22 protein-coding genes are annotated in these 18,972 nt (G+C 31.4%); 14 read left to right on the top strand and 8 right to left on the bottom strand.

The annotated features are described in order from the left end of the window. The first annotated feature begins 14 nt into the window (after positions 1 to 14). Complete coding sequence (locus MY490_RS15650; RefSeq protein ID WP_248269395.1) at positions 15 to 905, top strand: NAD(P)-dependent oxidoreductase; 891 nt, start codon at positions 15 to 17, stop codon at positions 903 to 905. Positions 906 to 927: 22 nt separating this feature from the next. After that, positions 928 to 1,377, top strand: coding sequence for an RDD family protein (locus MY490_RS15645; protein WP_025568640.1), 450 nt, complete (start codon positions 928 to 930; stop codon positions 1,375 to 1,377). A 43-nt stretch (positions 1,378 to 1,420) separates the two neighbouring features. Here the strand turns inward: MY490_RS15645 and MY490_RS15640 are convergent, their stop codons facing one another. Beyond that, complete coding sequence (locus MY490_RS15640) at positions 1,421 to 2,581, bottom strand: aminotransferase A (protein WP_248266520.1); 1,161 nt, start codon at positions 2,579 to 2,581, stop codon at positions 1,421 to 1,423. A 133-nt stretch (positions 2,582 to 2,714) separates the two neighbouring features. Between MY490_RS15640 and corA the strand changes: the two genes are divergently transcribed. Together corA and MY490_RS15630 are read left to right on the top strand one after the other, a co-directional pair. Then, positions 2,715 to 3,671, top strand: a complete 957-nt coding sequence (gene corA, locus MY490_RS15635) for a magnesium/cobalt transporter CorA (RefSeq protein ID WP_248266519.1) — start codon at positions 2,715 to 2,717, stop codon at positions 3,669 to 3,671. A gap of 164 nt (positions 3,672 to 3,835) precedes the next feature. Then, on the top strand, positions 3,836 to 5,140 hold the full coding sequence (locus tag MY490_RS15630; protein ID WP_248266518.1) for a sensor histidine kinase: 1,305 nt from the start codon (positions 3,836 to 3,838) through the stop codon (positions 5,138 to 5,140). Positions 5,141 to 5,235: 95 nt separating this feature from the next. Here MY490_RS15630 and MY490_RS15625 read toward each other — a convergent pair whose 3' ends face one another. The 5 genes from MY490_RS15625 to MY490_RS15605 all read right to left on the bottom strand — a co-directional run bounded on the left by MY490_RS15625 (position 5,236) and on the right by MY490_RS15605 (position 9,294). Then, positions 5,236 to 6,546, bottom strand: a complete 1,311-nt coding sequence (locus MY490_RS15625; RefSeq protein ID WP_248266517.1) for a DUF3967 domain-containing protein — start codon at positions 6,544 to 6,546, stop codon at positions 5,236 to 5,238. Positions 6,547 to 6,830: 284 nt separating this feature from the next. Beyond that, positions 6,831 to 7,091, bottom strand: a complete 261-nt coding sequence (locus tag MY490_RS15620; protein WP_248269394.1) for a phage holin — start codon at positions 7,089 to 7,091, stop codon at positions 6,831 to 6,833. A 198-nt stretch (positions 7,092 to 7,289) separates the two neighbouring features. Next, entirely contained in the window at positions 7,290 to 7,829 is a 540-nt protein-coding gene (locus MY490_RS15615) for a YkyB family protein (protein ID WP_248266516.1), read from the bottom strand. Between the two features lie 146 nt (positions 7,830 to 7,975). Further along, on the bottom strand, positions 7,976 to 8,356 hold the full coding sequence (locus MY490_RS22360; protein WP_432707014.1) for a hypothetical protein: 381 nt from the start codon (positions 8,354 to 8,356) through the stop codon (positions 7,976 to 7,978). An 86-nt stretch (positions 8,357 to 8,442) separates the two neighbouring features. Then, positions 8,443 to 9,294, bottom strand: a complete 852-nt coding sequence (locus tag MY490_RS15605) for a metallophosphoesterase (protein ID WP_248266515.1) — start codon at positions 9,292 to 9,294, stop codon at positions 8,443 to 8,445. 121 nt (positions 9,295 to 9,415) lie between these two features. Between MY490_RS15605 and fadH the strand changes: the two genes are divergently transcribed. Beyond that, on the top strand, positions 9,416 to 10,180 hold the full coding sequence (gene fadH, locus MY490_RS15600) for a 2,4-dienoyl-CoA reductase (protein ID WP_248266514.1): 765 nt from the start codon (positions 9,416 to 9,418) through the stop codon (positions 10,178 to 10,180). A gap of 13 nt (positions 10,181 to 10,193) precedes the next feature. Further along, positions 10,194 to 11,408, top strand: coding sequence for an EAL-associated domain-containing protein (locus tag MY490_RS15595; RefSeq protein ID WP_248266513.1), 1,215 nt, complete (start codon positions 10,194 to 10,196; stop codon positions 11,406 to 11,408). Between the two features lie 180 nt (positions 11,409 to 11,588). Here MY490_RS15595 and MY490_RS15590 read toward each other — a convergent pair whose 3' ends face one another. Beyond that, positions 11,589 to 12,320, bottom strand: a complete 732-nt coding sequence (locus MY490_RS15590) for a class I SAM-dependent methyltransferase (protein ID WP_248266512.1) — start codon at positions 12,318 to 12,320, stop codon at positions 11,589 to 11,591. Positions 12,321 to 12,821: 501 nt separating this feature from the next. Next, positions 12,822 to 13,055 (bottom strand): glutaredoxin domain-containing protein, encoded by a 234-nt coding sequence (locus tag MY490_RS15585; protein ID WP_248266511.1) that lies wholly within the window; start codon positions 13,053 to 13,055, stop codon positions 12,822 to 12,824. 251 nt (positions 13,056 to 13,306) lie between these two features. On the opposite strand from MY490_RS15585, the gene MY490_RS15580 reads away from it, so the two are divergent. The 8 genes from MY490_RS15580 to MY490_RS15545 all read left to right on the top strand — a co-directional run bounded on the left by MY490_RS15580 (position 13,307) and on the right by MY490_RS15545 (position 18,959). Further along, on the top strand, positions 13,307 to 13,543 hold the full coding sequence (locus MY490_RS15580) for a YkuJ family protein (RefSeq protein ID WP_056474223.1): 237 nt from the start codon (positions 13,307 to 13,309) through the stop codon (positions 13,541 to 13,543). A 178-nt stretch (positions 13,544 to 13,721) separates the two neighbouring features. Continuing rightward, positions 13,722 to 14,195, top strand: a complete 474-nt coding sequence (locus MY490_RS15575; RefSeq protein ID WP_387324921.1) for a ribonuclease H-like YkuK family protein — start codon at positions 13,722 to 13,724, stop codon at positions 14,193 to 14,195. 53 nt (positions 14,196 to 14,248) lie between these two features. Continuing rightward, a complete protein-coding gene (gene abbA / locus MY490_RS15570; RefSeq protein WP_088013915.1) occupies positions 14,249 to 14,440 on the top strand; it encodes an antirepressor AbbA in 192 nt (63 codons plus the stop codon). 296 nt (positions 14,441 to 14,736) lie between these two features. Next, positions 14,737 to 15,183, top strand: coding sequence for a cyclic-di-AMP-binding protein CbpB (cbpB, locus tag MY490_RS15565; protein ID WP_248266509.1), 447 nt, complete (start codon positions 14,737 to 14,739; stop codon positions 15,181 to 15,183). 91 nt (positions 15,184 to 15,274) lie between these two features. Beyond that, positions 15,275 to 16,150, top strand: a complete 876-nt coding sequence (locus MY490_RS15560) for a transcriptional regulator CcpC (protein WP_056468602.1) — start codon at positions 15,275 to 15,277, stop codon at positions 16,148 to 16,150. 76 nt (positions 16,151 to 16,226) lie between these two features. Then, positions 16,227 to 16,943 (top strand): 2,3,4,5-tetrahydropyridine-2,6-dicarboxylate N-acetyltransferase, encoded by a 717-nt coding sequence (gene dapD / locus MY490_RS15555; protein ID WP_248266508.1) that lies wholly within the window; start codon positions 16,227 to 16,229, stop codon positions 16,941 to 16,943. Between the two features lie 245 nt (positions 16,944 to 17,188). Next, positions 17,189 to 18,304, top strand: a complete 1,116-nt coding sequence (locus MY490_RS15550; RefSeq protein ID WP_248266507.1) for an N-acetyldiaminopimelate deacetylase — start codon at positions 17,189 to 17,191, stop codon at positions 18,302 to 18,304. Between the two features lie 112 nt (positions 18,305 to 18,416). After that, on the top strand, positions 18,417 to 18,959 hold the full coding sequence (locus tag MY490_RS15545) for a peroxiredoxin (RefSeq protein ID WP_248266506.1): 543 nt from the start codon (positions 18,417 to 18,419) through the stop codon (positions 18,957 to 18,959). Positions 18,960 to 18,972: the final 13 nt, after the last annotated feature.

Below are 18,972 nucleotides of genomic sequence, written 5' to 3'. Positions count from 1 at the left end.
GTAAAATGGAAGCAATTAATTTAAAAGATTTACAAGTTGGATTTATCGGAATTGGTGTTATGGGTAAAAGCATGGCAAAGCATTTAATCAATGCAGGTGCAAAATTACATATTTATAATCGTACAAAAGAAAAAGCAAATGAACTAATTGATTTGGGTGCAACTTGGTATGATACCCCTAAAGAATTAGCACCAAATTGTCAAGTTATTTGTACGATGGTTGGCTATCCAAGTGACTTAGAAGAAGTATATTTAGGCGATAATGGGATCATCCAATCAGCTTCAAAAGGAACTACTTTTATCGACTTTACAACTTCGACACCAACTTTAGCTAAAAAAATTGATGAGCTAACGAAATCAGTAGGTATGTCATCATTAGATGCACCGGTGTCAGGTGGAGATTTAGGGGCAAGAGAAGCTAGATTAGCAATTATGGTTGGTGGAGCAGAAGAAACTTTTCATAAAATGTCAGCATTATTTGATGTTTTAGGAAAAAATATTGCGTATCATGGAAATGCTGGTAGTGGACAACATGTAAAAATGTGTAATCAGATTGCAATAGCTTCAGGTATGTTAGGAGTTTGTGAGGCTCTTGCATATGCTTCATCAGCAGGATTAGACGGTGAAAAAGTATTAGGAAGTATTTCTACAGGTGCAGCAGGTAGTTGGTCATTATCTAATTTAGCACCTCGTGTCTTAAAAGGAGATTTCGAGCCGGGATTCTATATTAAACATTTTATAAAAGATATGGGAATTGCAATTGAAGAAGCTGAAAAGATGGAATTAAATCTACCAGGACTTTTACTTGCAAAAAAATGCTACGATGAACTGTCTAAAAATGGTTTAGATGAAAAAGGAACGCAAGCACTTTATACTTTATACGATCCGTCTCACCACATTCAATAATTTAATGAATAGAGGTTAACAAGTGCAAAATTTTCAACTTGCAAAGTTTTATCAACGATTAAGTGCGTTTTTATTCGATACGTTTATCGTTTCAGTAGCTTATGGGATCATTATCGCTATTATTACGATGAATCCTGAGAAGATCTTAAGTCGTTTTAATTCTACATCAGGAAATTCAACGGTCGATTTAATCGTTATTTCAATTATTATGATCATATTATTTGTAGTTGTTCCACAATTTAATAAAGGGATGACATTTGGTCAAAGATTTTTAGCTATTAAAATGATAAAAGATAACTATGAAGAAACGACAATGATACTTTTTTTCATACGTTTTATCTTTATAGCAGGAATATCAGTTCTATTTTTAGGTGTACCATTAATAGTTAATGTCTATTTAATGTTATTTAGAAAAGACCATAAAACAATTCAGGACTTGTTATTTAAAACGAGAGTAATACAAGCTAGATAAAAAGGCAGGGGAGGATTAAGAAATCCACCCCTGCTTTTTTTTATTAATTTCTAAGACTAGTTACAAACTCTTCTAATCGATCACATGCAATTTCTAGTTCTTTCATTGAATAAGCGTAAGATAATCGAATATAAGAATCTCCATATTCAGAAAAAGCTTCTCCTGGAATAACCGCCAAATTATGTTTTTCTACTAGATTTAGTGCGAACTCCATAGAAGGCATATTGAATTCTTTAATTGATGGGAATAAATAAAATGCACCTTCTGGCTTAATACAAGGTAAACCCATCTTTTCTAATCGATCAATCATATAATTACGTCTGATTTTATATTCCTTTGCCATTTCAATTGGAGAATCAATGCAATCAGTTAATGCTGTAATTGCTGCATATTGAGATATTGATGTAGCGCATGATACGTTATACTGATGCACTTTTAAGATTTCCTGAGCTAAATAAGCAGGCGCATAGATAAAACCAATTCTCCAACCAGTCATGGAATGTGATTTGCTAAGACCGTTTATGACAATTGTCTTTTCTCTCATTCCAGGGTAACTTGCAATAGAAGTATGAGTCGTATCATATGTCAGCTCACTATATATTTCATCTGATAAAATGAATATGTCTTTCTGAGATAAGTAGTTAGCTAAATTCTCAAGTTCCTCTTTCGTTAATGTGACGCCTGTTGGGTTATTTGGATAAGGTAAAACAATACAACGTGTTTTTTCAGTGATCTGTTCTTCTAATAATTCAGGTGTAATTTTAAAACCACTAGTAGATGTATCTACAAAAACTGGTTTTGCACCACATGTTTGAATAATTGGTGCATAGCCAGGGTAGATTGGCGCAGGAAGAATAACCTCACATTCATCGTTAAGGATTGTTCTGAATGTAACATCGAGTGCTTGACTAGCTCCGACAGTAACGATTACTTCATTTGTTGGATCATATGATAAAGCATATTTATTCTTTAAAAAATTAGAAGCAGCATTTCTAAGTGCAGGCAGTCCTGCATTAGGAGTATAGACTGTTTGATTTAGATTAATTGCATGAATAGCAGCTTCTTTAATAGGTGCTGGAGTTGGAAAATCAGGTTGACCCAATGTTAAAGCAACGACATTGTCATATTTTTCAATTTTTTGGGCAAATTTTCTAATACCGGAAATTTGGATTTCTTTTACACTTTCATTTATATATTTGTCCATTTTTAAACCCTCTACTTATTATTTTTATATTAAAATTAAACTTTTTAATCGAACTATTCAATGAAATTTTCTTCATTTTACCATATAATAAAAAAAGTATTTAGTAGTGAAATAATTTGATTGCCTAAAGAAGGTGAGTAATAACTTGTTACAAGTAATAGGAATAACTAAAAATAGTGAAATCGAACGAAATATAACAATTGCAGATGCAAAATCAAATAATTACTTATGGTATTGGGTAGATATTAATGAACCGACCGAAGATGAGATTCAACTTTTATCAACCGTATTTAAATTTCATCCTTTAGCGATTGAAGATTGTTTGGAATATGTACAGCGACCTAAACTTGACTACTATGAAGGATATCATTTTTTAATTTTGCACGAATTAAATAAAATAGACTTAGAGGAGACGGAACTAGATATTTTTGTAAGTGATCATTATGTTGTCACTTTTCATATCAATAAAAGTCCGGCTGTACAACTAGTTTTAGATAATATAATGTCAGATCGTCGAGCTTCAAAGAGTCCACTTCATTTAACTCATCGAATTATTGATGAGCTTGTTGATAGTTATTTTCCACTAATTTATCGCTTGGAGGATGAACTATCAGACCTAGAAATAGATCCATTAAAGAAACAAGTAAATAATGCTGTAGAAAGATTATATGATATTAAATCGGATTTATCGAAATTAAGAAGGACGATTTTACCAACTCGTGATTTATTATATCGAATCCTTAATTCGAATCGATTTAAAGATATATCTGAACATCGAATTTATTTCGAAGACATACACGATCATTTAATGAAGCTTTCGGATATGATTGAGACGAATCGAGATTTAGCTTCCGATATTCGAGAAAGCTATTTTTCATTAAGCTCAGAAAAAATGAATAATATCATGAAAACATTAACAATTATATCATCTTTCTTTTTACCACTAACGTTTATCGTAGGTTTATATGGAATGAATTTCCATTATATGCCAGAATTAACGTGGAAATATGGATACTTATTCATTTTAATTTTAATGGGATTAGTTACAGTCCTAATGTACATATTTTTTAAAAGAAAAGGTTGGTTTTAAGTCGTTAAGCACTTAAGCTTGACGACTTTTCTTCTATTTTAGAATACTTTGTAAAAATGTGTCTTACTATGTAGAAATGTTTTTTTCGAATTTTTTGTATTAATAATTAGAAGTTTAAATAACTATGTTATAATTTGTTGAAAGAAGGGGTGGGGGACACTTTAATGCTGCAATTAAAAGATTTATTAATTCAATTTGCAATCATAATCATTCCGGTCTTTTTATATGAAATGTTCTGGCTTAGTAGATACCACAATACAAGCCCGAAACAAAATAGGATATTAGTTGGATTGCTAACTTTTTTTAATATTTTTATTTGCTTGCTTTACCCAATTCACATTAGTGAAAGCATGGCTATTACTTTTAGTATTTTATTAATCTATTCATCTATTTTATATGGTGGAAGATTGATTGGAACGATTATTATTTTAACGAAAGCAGTTTTTGTGTATTTGCTATATGGTTTAGCATCTTTGAAATCCTTTCCTTTTGAAGTGATTTCGTGTATCTTACCATTTATTGTTTCACCACATTGGGTAAGTTTTTCTAAACGAAAGAAATTTGCTTTAAGTATTTTAATGCCAATTTTATTTTCGTTCAGTATGGTCTGTTTACTTTATTATGAAGCTACGGTAAATGGTATAAAAGAGTACCAATCAGATCAAACAATTTTTTCGGCATGCATATTTTTTACTGTTTTAACAATTACAATGCTGTTTCATGTTTATTTAAGAGAGTTTTTATTTGAAAATGCTGAAATTCGTGTTCAAATGCAGAAATCAGAGAAATTAAATATGGTGAGTGAACTTGCGGCGAGTGTAGCTCATGAAGTTCGAAATCCATTAACAGTTGTAAGGGGTTTCATACAGTTAATTGAGAATCAAGAAAGTGGAACGAATAGAGAGTATATGAAACTTGTATTAGCTGAACTAGACCGGGCAGAAAATATCATTTCGGATTATTTAAACTTAGCTAGACCTCAAATAGAAGAAAAGAAAATAATTAATATGACAGAACAATTGAATGAAGTAACAACATTAATGTCAAGTTACGCCTCACTGCAAGGTGCTTTCTTACAAGTAAATGTAAATGAGGATATGTATACTGTCGGAGATCGAGCTAAACTTAAACAAGCAATCATTAATGTTCTAAAAAATGGTGTAGAAGCTATAAAGGACACGAAGGGCTATATTAAAATTGAAGCAAATATTGAGAAAGAAAGAGATCGAGAGTACATACGAATAGTTGTGAAAGATAATGGAGTAGGCATGTCGAAAGCACAATTGGATCGTTTAGGACAACCCTTTTATTCTTTAAAAGAAAAAGGAACAGGCCTAGGTTTAATGGTTACTTTTAGTATTATCGAAGCGCATAAGGGTACGATTGAGTATTTAAGTGAAGAAGGCAAAGGTACTGAAGTTCATATTGTCTTACCAGCTTATCATCAAGAGCAAAATGAAGAGGTATAATGAACGAATAAAGAGAAGGGAAAATTCCCTTCTCTTTTCAAACTAAAAATCTTTAAATTTCATAATATATTAAAAGTGCTATCTAAATAAACAAATTATTTTACTGACTTTGGTTTAAAAAAGAGTGACTTAATTGCATTTTTCCAGTCTCTTTCCTTTGAAGCAGCAACCATCTTCTTTGTTTCCTGTAATTCTCTAATCATCCTCATTAATTGAGCATCTCGACCAGATTCTTTTGATTTAATTTCTTCAAACATTTGCTCTAATTTTTCATCTTTTTCTTCAATTACTGTTGCTAACCCTTGAAGCTCTTCACTTTTTTCTTCAACTGAATACAATATTTTTTCTAACTTTTGATCCTTCTCCAAGTTCTGTTTGATTAATGTTTGATTTTGGGTAAGGATTTGTTCATTTTGATAAGCTAGATTCGTAATTTGGGACATAAACTCTTCAAACATAATTTGATTTGAATTTGTCGGTACAAAAGTAGTAACAGTCTCTTTCGAAATGATCGGTTCCGTTACTACGCTTGAATCATTTAACTCTGAAAGTACTACTTCATCAGGTAGTTTTTTATTTTCCTCAAGTACTTGTTCAACAGTCATTTCTTCAAAACGATAGTCTTGGACTTCTTCATCCTCAGAATGTTGCTCTGTTTGCATTGATAATGCACCGAATGAAGTAACAGGCTCTTCTTTTTGTAAAGGTTTCTCTAGTACGACTTCTTCAATTATTTCTAATTGAGATAATGAGTCTTCAAACTTCTGAGAATCTTGTGAAAAAGATTGCTCCATTACGTATTCATCAATTGTTTCTAGTTGGGAATATGATTCTTCTATTTGCTTTGTATCTTGTGATGATATTTGACTGTTCTCTACTACTTCGATTGGTTCTAATTGGGATACAGACGCTTCTAAAAGTGCTACTTCTTGTAAAAGTGAATGCTGGATTAATTCCGAATCAATTGTTTCAATTTGAGAATCTGCTTCTTCAACAATATCATTCTTTTTTAGTTCAATTATTTCCATGTCATTCTTTATGTCAAAATTATTATGTATGTTATTTTCTAGAGGAATATTCGGGGTGTTATTTGTAATGATTTCTGTATTTTTTTCTGTAATTTCATTCTCAATAGAAGTTGTTTCATTTACATGAACTTCTGATTGACTTTGAACTGACTGGTTATTTAATGCATATTCAACTGATTGTAAAAGATTTTCATTCTTTTGGTACTCTTTAATTATCAATTGAAATAATTCGAAATCGTTTTGATTATAAATCCTAGTATCTTGGTTCTTTGTAAAATGATATTCTTTCTTTTCTAGTTCCTTGCTAATCTCTCTTACACGAGATTTACCTATTTTTAATTTCTTTGAAATGTCTTTACTTGTAAAAATTACTGACATTTGATATCCTCCTGAAAAATATGTGTTTTTAGAACATTCAATACAAAGTTAAATTTATCCTACCTAATCTACTTAAAATAATTCTACAATGTATAACAAAGTCCATATGATTACTAAAATTAAAATCAATATATGAGGAAAAATAGAGAAAAATAGAAAATATTACTTAAAAAGTAGCATAAATTCGACTAAAAAATAGAGAGTGACACAATGTTTAATCACTCTCAAACCAAATCTTTAAATTTGTAATCTAATCTATCAAAAAGTAGACATTAAGTAATCTATTAATCCGAATTTGTCTGCTTATTTGTTTTTTCTAATCCTGCTTCTTGAAGTACAGCCTTTTGAGCTTGTCCTTTTTTACCTAAATAATTATGCTTAGTACCGAAGTATAAAATAAAAAGGAATGAAATTATATTTATTACAGCATCAATTTGTTCATTATTTAGGAATTTAAACCCAAAAGAATTTAGTAACAATTGAAGTGCAAATAAGAACCCAGCAATATAACGAATAAGATCTTGTAAGTTATTATTACCGAACAGATCAATCACCCCCTATTCATATAGTATGCTTGTCCCATGTATTAGGTGAGACAAATCTACTAAAATATGAAAGGAAAATAATGATTTTCCGTACATTCAAATAAAAAAAGGGAAGGATTAAAAACGCTTTAATTTAAAAGGTCTTTAATCTTCCCATTTAATCTATATTAATGTTATTTTAGTAGGAATTGTTACAACTTATTTCTCTTGCTTACCTTTATTTTTACGAATTGGTTCACTCGGAAAAGTAAATGTAGAGTTATTTAGAAATGAAGAAGCTCTTAAAAATTGCCCTGGGGTATTTCTTCGGTAGTTAGATCCGTTTTTGAAATGGTTTTCAGATTTAACGTTTTGAATACCTATGAAATGATGAAGTATTTTTTTTGCATAGCTTAAAGACATGGATACTTTTGGGTTACGATGAGTATTTTCTAATATTCCTAAATGCGGGAGAAGTTTAAAGTCTTCTTTTAAAGGTGGTATATGAAAGAAAAAATCTCCACAAGCAATCAACACATCAGATTGTTGTTTACTTGACTTGGGATTATTTGAAAAATGTAATCCAACTTTCTTAGCAATTCCTTTATCAATAAGCTTTAATATAGCTTGTCTTTTTAGTGAATATAGTTCACTTGGTTCAAGTGCTGTTTTAGCATGTTTATTTACAACAAATATTGCCTGAAAAATTTCTTCATTTGTAAAATTTAGTTTATTCAGGCTAGGTTCTTTCGATTTCATGCTTTTTGGTTACCTCCGAAAAATAATAGATATGAGTATATTATATCTTTAGTTTAAATTTTTTCAAATCAAATCTGGAGAAGTGGTTATAGAATAAAAAGCTAATCGAAATAATATTCATTAATGCGACTAGCTTTTTAATTTAATTAGTATGGATAGGGTCCTATGTTACCTGGCGAATTTAATCCTGCATTACTAGGTAAATATGCACCAGGATTTACAGGTGGGTAAGGTTGTTGGTATCCAGGGTACCCACCACCGAATCCACCACCGAATCCACCACCAAATCCACCACCGTACGGAGGATATGCTGGATATGGTGGGTATTGTCCATATGGCGGATAATAAGGTGGTCTAAATGCTAGTGCACCTAACGCGAATCCGCCTGCTAATCCCGCTAATCCTCCTATTATTGGCAAAAATGGGAAAAAAGGAACAAAGCGTTGTTCGTTATGATCAAAGTAGTAGGATGGAGCTTGATCTTCTCTATAATAATGATTTAAATTAGGGTGATATTGATAATTCATGTATTTAACCTCCTCTCTAGTCTTCAATATTAGTGTATGGAGTCCTAAAATAATTGAGCAAGTACCCATAAAAATAGGTAACCAACCTAGTATGGGTGAGAATTGTGAGGAGTTATTTGACCTGAAATTTCAATTGATACGATTTCAGGTGGAGTAAATAAGCGAATTGGTAGTTTAGTTGTTCCAATTCCATTTGAAACGACTAAATGACTATTATACTTACTTGAGAGAGTATAAACACCTCGGTTGTATTTCTTTGCATAAGGAGGCATTATAAAGGACTTATATAAAGGTAAATAGATTTGACCGCCGTGACTATGTCCAGAGAGCTGAAGATTTATCGGATAGTTTTTTGTCAAATCAGCAATGTCAGGTTCATGAGCGAGAACAACTGTATAACTATTTTTTTGAATTCTCTCTAAAATTTCATTATATTGTTTGTTTCCTAACATATAATCATCGAGACCGATAAATGAAACTTTTTGGTTTTGAACGTAATAAGTTATTTCTTCGTTTTTTAATAATATAAAATTGCTTTCGGATAACAGTTCTTCGTATTGTTCAGTAAAATAACCTCCATGATCATGGTTACCGTATATTGCAAGCTTTCCTATTTTTGGACTAAGTTCCTTTAAAAGCTGAATAACTTCATGCTTGTAGGAAAACTTTCGTATATCACTAACCAAATCCCCAGTAAATAGAATAAAATCTGGCTTCATTTGATTTATATTATTTACGACCTTTTTAAATCGTTCTATATCTTTTTTATGTTTAAAATGAGTATCAGAGATTTGGATTAATTTAATAGTAGTATTCGAATTTAACCGATTGTCTGAAAAAGTTAAATGCTTAGTTCGAATTGATGTTGGCTCAACATAGACTGAGTAATAGATTGTACAAATTAATAGTAAAAAAAATGATATAAGTTTTATTTTCAATTGTCCCCCGACCTTTTTAAAGAAATAAATACTGCATACTATATTAAATAGTTTAATTGTTAAAAATATTCTCAAAATAACAAAATGTTGTTAAACTAAAGAAATAAAGGGAGTGATACGAGTGAAGGATAAGGTTGTGATCGTTACTGGTGGCTCTAGTGGTATGGGGAAAGCAATGGCTATGCGTTTTGCAAAGGAAGGTGCAAAAGTGGTCATTGCCGGAAGAGATTTAGAAAAATTAAATAATGCAAAGGAAGAAATTGAACAATTTGATGGTCAAGTATTACCAATAGCAATGGATGTTCGGGATCCTGATTTAATTAAAAATATGGTAAATGAAGTTGATCAAACATTTGGGACGATCGATTTCTTAGTAAATAATGCGGCAGGTAATTTTATTTGTGCTGCGGAGGATTTGTCTGTAAACGGTTGGAACACGGTTATAAATATAGTTTTAAACGGAACCTTTTATTGTAGTTCTGAAGTAGGACGGTATATGATACAACATAAGATTAAAGGTGCAATTACAAATATAATTGCTACATATGCTTGGGATGCGGGTCCTGGAGTCATACACTCTGCATCAGCTAAAGCCGGTGTTCTTGCTATGACAAGAACATTAGCAGTTGAGTGGGGTAGGAAATATGGAATTAGAGTCAATGCGATTGCTCCTGGACCTATTGAGCGGACAGGTGGAGCGGCTAAACTATGGCTTTCTGAGGAATTAGAAAACAGAACAATACAAAGTGTACCACTAGGCAGGTTAGGTACTCCAGAAGAAATAGCAGGACTTTGTGCATATTTATTTTCAAATGAGGCTGGTTATATTAATGGTTCTTGTTTTACAATGGATGGAGGACAGTCCTTACATCAATACCCATTCTAGAAGGAGGTTCAAAATGGATCCTTTAGACGTAATAAGTAACTTAGATAAAGTCGTACCATATTTTCAACCAATCTATGGAGCCGATACACAAAATTGTGTAGGAGTAGAGGTTGTTGGTAGACTGAAACTTGAAAATTTACACAGCCTTGAATTCTTCTTTGCAAATGATTTGGTGCCAGATGACTACTTATTAGAGGTTGACAATCATATATTAATTCAAGCTCTCGATGAAGTTGTACAATCTAAATTCGATGGTGGTATTTTTATTAATCGTCACCCTTCAGCGCTTCTTTCAGATGACCCAGAAAATCTTTTATCAATTTTACAATCTTATGAAGAGAAGGGCATACATCTAAATAAAATTGTCATTATTCTTCAACATCAACTTTTTTATGGTTTTGAGAAAGAACTAAAAAATTTAATTACATATTATCAAACTTATGGTATTAAATTTGCAATTAATAGCGTAAATGAGAAGTTAATTAACTTAGAAAAACTTCGATTTTTGTCTCCTGATATCATTAAAATCGATTTTAAAATGGTTCAACAACTTCATACATCATCATTTCAAGATTTATTAAATTCCGTAATTTATGTGGCAAGAAAAGTAGGGGCATCGATGTACTATGACGGAATAATCGATTCAATTCAATTAAGAAATGCATGGAAGAATGGTGGAAGATTCTATCAAGGCGCATACTTGTTTATACCACAACCATCAATTAGTCAGTTAAATCATGAATGTGAGCCACTAAAGAATGATATCTTAAAATATATTCGAGGCGAAAAGAACAAATTAATTGCGCTAAGAGATATGACTAATTTAATACAACAAAAAGTCGAATCGACAATTAATAAATTTAAATTAGGAGCGGATTTAAATTCATTTTTAATTAATATATCTAGTGAATTAAATTCCTTTTGTTTTAGGATGTATATTTGTGATGAGGATGGTTTTCAGCAATCAGCTAACTTGTTTAAAATTAATGGTGAGCAGTGGGAGCTTCAAGAAAAGTATAAAGGTAGGAACTGGAGCTGGAGGCCATATTTTTTAGAAACAGTTTTGAAAATGCAATCAAATGATCAGGGTCAATTATCAGATATGTACAGAGATATTGAAACCGGTGAAAAGATTCGAACGTTTTCTTATCCGATGAATAATGGAAGCTATTTATATATTGACTTAAGTTATGATTTTTTATTTAAACATAATGAGTTACTTTTTTAATGACTCTCCTATAAGGTTTAATCAGAAAATGACTGTCGCTTTGAAAAAGGCAGTCATTTTTTTGTTGTCAAAAAAATTGTCAATTAAATAAGTAATGTCATGTTGATTTAACTTCAGAATGCTCGCTTTTTATTGAGGTGGTAGAATCGAGCCTCCCCGCATCTCCGACAATTAATCATTTTATTTAAAACAAGAAAAGACAAGTACGATTGGTATTCTTTGTCTTCTTAAAAACTCTTCTTCGCTTTTAAAATGTATTTGTTTTGGAGTACCTTCATGTAATTGATCGATCCGGAATCCAGTTTTTCTTAAAAGATTAAAATATTGTTCAATTGTTCGATGGTATTTGACTACAACTTTATTCATCCATGGTTCTTTTCTTTCGCCAGTTCGAAAGTAATCGTCTACAATCCAATTTTCGCGTCGATCTCCTGAGAGTTTGCTTAAAAAGGAGGCAGTAGTTAATGGATGTTGTACACTAAATATAAAATGGCTGTTTTCTTTTAAGCAATTAAATATTTTTTGAAATACTAGCTCAATGTTTGAAATATAGTGTAGTGCAAATCTAGAAGTGACAAGTTCAAATGAATTTGTAGGAAAATGATAATCCTCGATTGAAGTATGTTGGATGGTACCTACTGTATCCTTTAAATTGGTCAATGCTGCTTTAATCATGTGCTCTGATCCCTCAATACCTGTAAAGGTTTTAGCTCCTTGTTGGAGAAGTTCATTACCGAAGGATGCGTCACCACAACCTAAATCTAATATGTTTTTTCGATCAACATTCCCAATTAGTTCATTGATGATGGGTCCTTCGATTGCATTGTTAGGACTATCTTCTCTATTCTTACGTCGAATGTATTCTGAAAAAAAATCATCTTGATTGTAGACCGTTGAACCACGATACTCCATAATATCACTCCCTAACTGTTTAAAAAGTTTTAAAAATGAAAGGTTAACACAAATTATCTAACTTTAACATTAAATTTGATCTAGATACAGGGAGAAATTACCCAAAAAAATTTTCATTTGGAGCATAGAGTTTTAGTTGATCTTAATCTTAAATATCGACGAATTCATATATAAAAGCTTATTTTAATTAAAAGTTGTGTTTTTCTCTGTCATCTAATGTAAAAAAGATAAGAACGATTCGTATAGTAAATTTCAATCTAGTAATGATACGATTAGTAAAAGTTCAGCCCGAGGAGGATTTTATTTGAGAGGACTTATTTCGAAAGTTCTTTTTGCATCGTCCGTCATGTTTTTTGTTTTTCATTTTATAGGAGTTGGATAATTAGAAACTTTTTTTAGGACAAGTCCTTGAAACAATCTTAAAAACAAATGTAGTATAGATTGATAAAAAACACCTAAATGATTGTTCATTTAGGTGTTTTTAATTTGAAAGATAATGGATTAAAATTTTTGTAATGCGGCTTCAATTTGCTCCATTTGAACGCCTCTAATTACCTCATCATCAATTATTAAGGTAGGTGTTGAGTATGAATCTAACTCAAACATCATTCTTTTTTTAGCACTTTCATCTTGTGATACGTTATATTCAATATAAGAAGCATTCATTTCTTTTAAATAATTTTTCAAAAATTCACAAGGAGGGCATCCATCTTGTGTGAATAATTCGATCTTCATAAAACGACATCCTTTTTTATTTTTTTTCAAAGCATTTGTATAAAACTATTATGACATAGAAAAATATAGTATATAAAGAAATTTGTTTTTTAATTGAAACGACTATTTTTCTTGAATTTATCTTGAAATAGAAGTATTCTTATTAATGGACACTTACATAGCTGAAATCTATCAGAAGTTTTTTGGATAGAAATTGTAAGAAAGTAAAACCTATATTTAGGGAATGACACATGGTAGAAAGGAGTTCTAATATGTCTTTATTATTAGGAATTTTAGAACGCTTAGAAAGTTTAAAACAACAAGCTACGAACGGTGAGGTTGCTCAAAGATATTTTGAAGTTAACGGTGAAAGAAAGTGTAGCGTAAAGTATTCTGAGAAAAATGAAACTTTTGAATTAGAAGTATTTCAACAAGGTGAAAAACCACAAACGTTCCCATTCGATAATATCGATATGGTAGCAATTGAAATATATGAAATTATTTCATAAAAAAAGAAAAAACAAGCTTAGCTTGTTTTTTCTTTTTTTTTTAATATTTTATGACAAAATAGTAAGGGCGTGCTAATCCCAATTCTTAATGAATACATTATTATGTATTGTTATGAAAAGGGAGGTCATATACGTGAAGAAAGATCAGTATCGATTTTACAATGTAAGTGAAAGAAATATGAGTTTTGATCATGTAGTTGATCGGCTATATCACTTTGTAAAAAGTGATCCTAATAAACAATATCGACTTTCCATTGGAACAGATTCTCAGGTTCATAGTAATGGAACTAAGTTTATTACAGCACTTCACTTGCATAGAGTAGGTAATGGAGCTTGGGGATGTTTACATACGTGTTGGCATCACAAGAAAATCCGAAATTTAAAGGAGAAAATATTTCTAGAAACTATGTATAGTCAGGAAATAGCTTTTTTATTATCACCTTTTCATTTAGAAAAAATTTTTAGTCCTCTTCATGAAAATGCTAACTCGAATAATTTTAGTTTTGAAATTCATCTAGATATTGGTACGATGGGGCTAACGAAAGAATTTATACAAGAAATGACATCTAAAGTAAGTGCAATGGGCATCATTCCTAAGATAAAACCTGATTCTTATACAGCATTTAGTTATGCAAATAAATTTACAAAATAAGAAGTTTAAACTAAATAAACATTGATTAAAATGAGGACTAGGAGGGATGATGGATGCTAAGTGAACAAAATTTCACAGAAGATGAATTGTCTTTATTGGTCGACACAGTAATGAAACAAAATTATGCAATTGAACTCATTTCATCACAGATAACTGATATAGAAAATGGTTTAATGGATGCAGGCGAGGATCAATACGAAAGATTAGTACATTTATATCAAAAATTAAGGGATTTAGGGCTATGAAGACAAATATAGATGAACGTTTAGATAATAAATTATTTATCTAAACGTTTTTTTGTTTTTTGAATAGTTACAGTTAAATAAGTAAATTTTTAAGAAAAGTTAAATTGGAAAGGGGTTTACAAATCTGATAATATAGGGATGGGGACATAGTCCTTATTCGAATAAAATAATGTATAGAATTTTTTCTATACAGTTGACTAGCAAAGTTGTATGTGTATTTATTTGATGTTTATTTATGAATAGATAATTTCTACCATTTTTAAATACTTTTGCTTTTCTATTGGGGGACGATGTTTTTGATTAGTATTGATGGTTCACAATTTTTTGAACATAAAGTAGAAGAAGTCATTATTTCAAGTGAAAAAGTAGCTCATGTACAAATTGGTAATAGTTTGGAGCATGCATTATTAGTACTTACAAAATCTGGGTATTCTTCAATTCCAGTGTTAAATCCAAAGTTTCAGTTGCTAGGTTTAATTAGTACATCTATGATATTAGATAGAATACTTGGATTAGAAAGAATTGAATTTGAACGGTTAAGTAATATGAAAGTTGAAGAGGTAATGGGAACTGAAATACCATTATTAAAAACGACTGATACACTCGCTAAAGGGCTTGAATCTGTAGTTGATCATCCTTTTGTATGTGTGGTTGATGCTAATAATACGTTTGAAGGTATATTAACTCGTAGAGCGATTTTAAAACAATTGAATAAAAATGTTAGAAGATATAATAAGCATTAACTTTTAAAAAAGTAAGTCATCATCAAATTGACTTACTTTTTTAGTGTTGAAGAGTCTGATTCGATTAGTTATAAAGGCAAGGGGGGATTATGTGCAAATTGATGATATACGTTTAATAATTACTTTGTCTGAAGAGAAGAATATGAGGAAGGCAGCTGAGAGGTTGTTTGTATCTCAACCAGCTTTAAGTCAAAGACTACAAAATTTAGAGAAGCAGATTGGTAGTGAATTGTTTATTCGTTCTCAAAAAGGATTGATTATTACTGCCTCAGGTGAAATCATATTAAATTACGCGAAAAAAATGGAAGAAACGTATCAAACAATGTTAGAGCAGTTACAAATTTTAAAATCCGATATTTCAGGTACTTTAAAGATTGCCGTTTCATCTGTTGTTGCGCAATACTGGCTACCACCAGTTTTAAAAAAATATGTTTCAAGCTATCCAGAAGTACAAGTTTCACTTTTTACCGGTTGGAGTAGTGAAATCACAAATCGCTTATATGAAAATGAAGTTCATCTAGCTATTGTGCGAGGAAACCAAAATTGGTTTGGAGAAAAGGAATTACTTTTTTCTGATGAATTATTGTTAGTTGATACAAAAAAACATAGTCTTGAGGAATATAAAACGATACAAAGACCATTTATTCAGTTTAAAAGTAATTCAAATTATTATCAGCTGATCCAGTCATGGTGGTATGAGCATTTTAATTCATTACCAAAACATGAAATTGTAGTCGATCAAATTGAAACATGTAAGCAATTTGTATTGAATGGACTAGGTTTTGCCATTTTACCTTCCTCTGTATTACATGATGTTAGTGATGAAAATATTATAAAAACACCTTTAATTACAAAAGAACAATCAGGGTTATATCGCGATACATACTTACTTTATAATCGAGATGCGATGAAATTAAAACAAGTAGAAGGTTTTATAGAATCAATTCGAAAAAAAAATAAAGATTAATCGACAAAATGTTGCTAGTTACTTACTAGATTTGATAGAGTATTCTTATTGATAATAATAAAGGGGGCAATTCATTATGAAATTAATGGACGCAAATGAAATTATTGCATTTATTGCAAATAGCACGAAAAAAACACCTGTAAAGGTTTATGTAAAAGGTCAATTAGACAAGCTTACTATTTCTGAATCAGTTCAATCATTTTTTTCTCAAAATTCTGGAGTTTTATTTGGTGAGTGGGATGATGTTAAAGTAATCCTTGAAGAGCAAAAAGAATACATAGAAGATTATGTAGTAGAATCAGATCGTCGTAATTCAGCGATTCCACTTTTAGATGCTAAAGGTATTAAAGCGCGTATCGAGCCAGGTGCATTTATTCGTGATCAAGTTACAATTGGAGACAATGCAGTTATTATGATGGGTGCTGTAATTAACATCGGTGCTGTAATTGGAGAAGGTACAATGATCGATATGAACGCAGTACTTGGTGGACGTGCTACAACAGGTAAAAACTGTCACGTTGGTGCTGGCGCTGTTTTAGCTGGCGTAATCGAGCCACCATCAGCAAACCCAGTTATTCTTGAAGATAATGTACTAATTGGTGCTAATGCAGTAGTTTTAGAAGGTATTAAAGTAGGTGAGGGCGCGGTAGTAGCTGCAGGTGCAATTGTTACTGAAGACGTTGCTCCTTACACTGTGGTTGCAGGTGTTCCTGCTAGAAAAATCAAGGATATCGATGATAAAACAATTTCAAAAACTGAAATCATTCAAGCTTTACGACAATTAAATCAATAATAACAAGAAGTAAGCGTAGAATTTATTTTTCTACGCTTACTTTATAGACATTAAATTAAAATATAAGTTCAGAACTGATTACAAGCATTTGACTTTCGAGGTTTGAAGTCTGATAAGGAGTGGAGTTACCATTTAGACGGTAATATAAAACCCCGTAGTCAGGTGAATAAACGAAGAAAGCACGCGTTTTGTGAACAGTCTGAAGCGTAGAATTATATTTCTACGCTTTTTTTGGAGGAGTAAAAATGGATTCATTTATTAAAATTAGACGGGATTTACATTTAATCCCCGAACTTGGATTTCAAGAATTCAAAACACAAGCGTATTTACTAGATTATTTATCTAGTTTAGATCAAGAAAGAATGGTAATGGGAACTTGGAGAACAGGTATTTTCGTTCGAGTAAAAGGATTAAAACCTACTAGAACAATTGGTTACCGTACAGACATTGATGGATTACCAATGAAAGAAAACACAGGATTAGAGTTTTCATCGATTCATGAAGGTAATATGCATGCATGTGGTCATGATGTACATATGAGTATTGCTCTTGGTGTTCTTACTAACCTTGTAAATGAGCCAATAAATGATGATGTCGTATTTATTTTTCAACCTGCAGAGGAAGGTCCTGGAGGAGCGGAACCTTTACTTAAAAGTGAAGAATTTATACCATTTAAACCGGATGTCATTTATGGTTTACATATAGCGCCTGAGTATCCTGTTGGTACAATTGCAACGAAACCTGGTATGTTATTTGCTCATACATCAGAGCTTTTTATTGACTTTCATGGTTTAAGCGGACATGCAGCTTTCCCTCATTTAACGAATGATATGATCGTTGCATCAAGTCATTTTATCACTCAAGTACAATCAGTTGTATCAAGAAATGTTAATCCATTAGACAGTGCTGTCATTACGATTGGAAAAATAACTGGTGGTACAGTTCAAAACGTGATTGCAGATCATGTTCGAATAGAAGGTACGATGCGAGCATTAAGTGAAGAAGCAATGTTAAAATTAAAAAATAGAGTAGAAAGTCTTGTGAATGGATTTCAAGAGAGTTTTCAGTGTAAAATAGAAGTAGATTTTGGAAGTAATTACTATGGAGTAATAAACGATGAATCGTTGACGAATGAATTCTTTAATTTTGCGAAACAATATGACGGTATTGAGGCAACCCGTTGCAATGTTGCAATGACGGGTGAAGATTTTGGTTATATGACAAAAGAAATTCCAGGCCTAATGTTTTGGATTGGCGTAAATTCTGAATTCGGACTCCATAACCAAAAATTAAATCCAGATGAAAATGTGATTCCATTAATGATTCGATTTATTTCGGACTTTATGAAACGAAAACAATGAAAATGATTTTCAGTTAATAATAATTATAAATTAATATTGACTTTAAATAAGTAGTTTACTATAATATCACTTGTATGATAAATAGTTACATAAATATTGGAGGTAATAAATTATGGCAGAACGTTTAGTAGGAAAACAAGCACCACGCTTTGAAATGGAAGCAGTTTTAGCAAATAAAGAATTTGGTAAAGTAAGCTTAGAAGAAAACATGAAAAACGATAAATGGACAGTATTATACTTCTATCCAATGGACTTCACTTTTGTATGTCCAACTGAAATCGTAGCAATCTCTGATCGTTACGACGAGTTTGAAGATCTTGATGCAGAAGTTGTAGGTGTTTCTACAGATACAATTCACACTCACTTAGCATGGATCAATACTGATCGTAAAGATAATGGCTTAGGACAATTAAAATATGCATTAGCTGCAGATACTAACCACGCTATTTCTCGTGACTATGGCGTATTAATTGAAGAAGAAGGTATTGCATTACGTGGATTATTCATCATCAGCCCAGAGGGTGAATTAATGTACCAAGTAGTACACCACAACAACATCGGTCGTGAAGTTGATGAAGTTTTACGTGTACTTCAAGCTTTACAAACTGGTGGACTTTGCCCAGCTAACTGGAAACCAGGTCAAGCAACTCTATAATTCACAGTCAATT

Origin of the sequence: Gottfriedia acidiceleris (assembly GCF_023115465.1) — a bacterium.
In the GTDB taxonomy this organism is placed as follows: domain Bacteria; phylum Bacillota; class Bacilli; order Bacillales; family Bacillaceae_G; genus Gottfriedia; species Gottfriedia acidiceleris_B.
Note: the sequence above shows the minus strand (reverse complement) of the source record. Positions and strands in the feature narration are given on the sequence as shown.